At 65.0% G+C, this 2,837-nt stretch carries 4 protein-coding genes; 3 read left to right on the top strand and 1 reads right to left on the bottom strand.

The window, feature by feature from the left end:
• Positions 1-468, bottom strand: a 468-nt coding sequence (locus EN781_RS30115) for a M81 family metallopeptidase (RefSeq protein WP_145965712.1), incomplete at its 3' end; no start/stop codon positions are given.
• 244 nt (positions 469-712) lie between these two features.
• Here EN781_RS30115 and EN781_RS30110 point away from each other — a divergent pair.
• The 3 genes from EN781_RS30110 to EN781_RS30100 are packed head-to-tail and all read left to right on the top strand — an operon-like array spanning position 713 to position 2,636.
• Complete coding sequence (locus EN781_RS30110) at positions 713-1,483, top strand: SDR family oxidoreductase (RefSeq protein WP_126057556.1); 771 nt, start codon at positions 713-715, stop codon at positions 1,481-1,483.
• Positions 1,484-1,485: 2 nt separating this feature from the next.
• Positions 1,486-1,743, top strand: a complete 258-nt coding sequence (locus EN781_RS30105; RefSeq protein ID WP_245455304.1) for a hypothetical protein — start codon at positions 1,486-1,488, stop codon at positions 1,741-1,743.
• An 11-nt stretch (positions 1,744-1,754) separates the two neighbouring features.
• Positions 1,755-2,636 carry a MurR/RpiR family transcriptional regulator gene (locus EN781_RS30100; protein WP_126059299.1) on the top strand — a complete coding sequence of 294 codons (882 nt, stop codon included), beginning with the start codon at positions 1,755-1,757 and terminating at the stop codon, positions 2,634-2,636.
• Positions 2,637-2,837: the final 201 nt, after the last annotated feature.

The following is a 2,837-nucleotide window of genomic DNA, read 5'->3' as shown; positions in this document are numbered from 1 at the left end:
GGCCATGATGTCGGATGCCGCGACACGCTTCGGCGTCAAATGGCTGTGCGGATCGAACTCTGAGGCGATCACCACCTTCGGACCGACGATGGCGCGCACGCGTTCGAGCAGGTCGCCCTCGCAGTCGTCATAGCCTTGCGCCACCATCGCGCCATGCAGGCCGAGGATGACGGCATCGACCGGCAGCGCTTCCCTGAGCTGGCCGAGGATCTCGTCGCGCAGCGCCTCAAAGGCCTGCCGCTGCACCAGCCCGCCGGGCTCGGCCCAGGTGGCGGTGCCTTCGATGACGGTCAGGCCCTCGCCTGCCGCGCGCCGGCGCAGCGCCACGATCGGTGACGAGCACAGCGTCGGCGTTTCCGGATGCTTGCCCGGCCCGGCATAGAAGGCCATCTCGAACGAGGTCCGGTCGGTCGGCACCGGCGAGTAGGTGTTGGTTTCCGTCGCCAGCGAGGCGGTGAAGATGCGCATGAATGCTCCGTGTAGTCTTTGTCTTTCGCAATTCCGGGCGGAAAACCGCCGCACGCTTTTCCCGGAATTGCTGGAATTGCTATTTGACGGCTCCTAGCGCCAGGGCATCTGCGCCTGTAGCCAGAAGGATTCAGGATTGATGTGACTTTCCTACATTATCCGTGATTTCGCATCAATCAAGCAGATCATTCTGTTGCTTAATTTCATTTCCTTGAGTAGCGTTCCGTCGGAGGAGGAGCGCGCTGTGGTTTCGAAAGCCGAATTCGAGGGCAAGACGGCCGTGGTCACGGGTGCCGGCGGCGGCCTCGGCTCAGCGATCGTGGCGCTGCTCAACGAACGCGGCGCGCGCGTCGTCGGCTGCGATCAGTCGAACGAGGCGCTGGCCAGCCCGCATCTTGCCTCGCGCCATGTCTTCGACCTGCTCGACCGGGTCTCGATCGAGACAGCCATCGCAGCGATCCTCGACAGCGACGGCGTCCCCGACATCCTGATCAACAATGCCGGCTGGACCCGCGCCGAGACGCTTGGCGCGCTGACGGCGGACAGGGTCGCGCATGAGCTCGATCTCAACCTGGCCGGCGTGATGATTTTCGCCGATCCTATTGCCAAGGCGATGGCCAAGCGCGGCGCGGGCAACGTTGTCTTCATCTCCTCGGTCAACGCGATTTCCCATTTCGGCAATCCCGCCTATGCCGCGGCCAAGGCGGGCATCAATGCCTATGCCAAGTCGATCGCCGTCGAGCTCGGCCGCAGCGGCGTGCGCGCCAATGTCGTCTGCCCCGGATCGATCCGCACCGCCGCCTGGGAGCATCGCCTGGCCAAGGACCCCGAAATCCTCGCCAAGCTCAAGCGGCTCTACCCGCTCGGCCGCATCGTCAATGCGTCGGAAGTGGCCGAAACGGTGGCCTTCCTTGCCTCCGACCGCGCATCCGGCGTAACGGGCGTGGTGATGCCGGTCGATGCGGGGCTCACCGCCGGGTGCCTGCCTTTCATCGACGACATATTGGGAGCGTGACCATGACCGATGTCCAGTTCCGCAACCTGTCGAAATCGTTCGGGCTTCACAGCATCCTCGTGGATATCGACCTCGAGATCAAAGCGGCGAGTCCGTCATGCTGGTCGGGCCATCGGGGTGCGGCAAAGTCGACCCTGCTGCGCATGCTGGCCGGCCTGGAAACGATCAGCTCCGGCGATCACGTGATCGGCGGCTTGCCGGTCACCGTCGAGCCGCGCAACACCCATCTGTTCGACAGGACGACGGGCCTGCCCCTATGAAGTCACCCCAGATGAAGACGCCGGCCGACATCGTCACGCGGCTGCAATTGATGTCGCAGGACGGCACTAAGTCGGACCGCCGGCTGGCCGGCCTCGTGCTTTCCGATCTCGATTTCGCTTCCAAGGCGGCGATCTCGGAGATCGCGGCGCGCGTCGGCGTCAGTGAGCCGACGGTAACCCGCTTCTGCCGCAATCTCGGCTGCGAGGGCCTGCGCGATTTCAAGTTCTACCTGGCGCAAGCGATCGCCATCGGCGGGCCGTATCTGTCGCCGGCGCCGCTTAGCCGCGACGCGCGCGAGCAGCGCATCGCATCGGCCATCACCGAAGCGGCGATAGCGGCCATCCAGCGCGCCGGCGAGAACCTCGACATGACGGCGCTGGTCGGCGTCGCCGCGCGCATCGCAACTTCCGGCAATGTCTTGTGCGTCGGCTCCGGCGGCATCTCCTCGATGATGGCGACCGAAATGCAGAACCGGCTGTTCCGGCTGGGCATGCCGGTGCTGGCGCAGATCGACGGGCAGCTGCAGCGCATGTACGCCGCGGTCGCGACGCCCGAGACGACGCTGGTCGCCTTTTCGGTTTCCGGCTATGCGCGATCGGTCATCGAGGCGGTGCAGGTCGCGCAGCAGTATGGCGCCACGACGGTCGCCATCACCGCGCCGGACTCGGCACTGGCCAAGGCCGCCGATACGGTCATCCATCTGCAGTCGTTCGAGGACGGCAACATCTACAAGCCGACATCGTCGCGCTACGCGCTGCTCGCCATCGTCGACATGATCGTGACCTCGGTCGCCGAGACGCGCGGCCCGAAGGTGCTGGAGAACCTGCGCCGCATCAAGCAGAGCGTGAACACGCTGAAGGTCGACGACCCCCGCCTGCCGCTGGGGGATTGAGGGGGCATCTTTCCATGGTCACGTGATGCCGAATGGGGACATTCGGTGAGAACCGAGCCAATCCTGGAATCGTCGCGCCGCCCCTCATCCGCCTGCCGGCACCTTCTCCCCGTAAACGGGGAGAAGAGAGCTGGCCGCGCCCGCAGCGCAATTTTCTGCAACGTTTATGGTTGGCGAAATCGCCGGCGAAGGTGTCCAGCC

The sequence above is a fragment of the Mesorhizobium sp. M4A.F.Ca.ET.090.04.2.1 genome, assembly GCF_003999085.1.
Taxonomy (GTDB): domain Bacteria; phylum Pseudomonadota; class Alphaproteobacteria; order Rhizobiales; family Rhizobiaceae; genus Mesorhizobium.
Note: the sequence above shows the minus strand (reverse complement) of the source record. Positions and strands in the feature narration are given on the sequence as shown.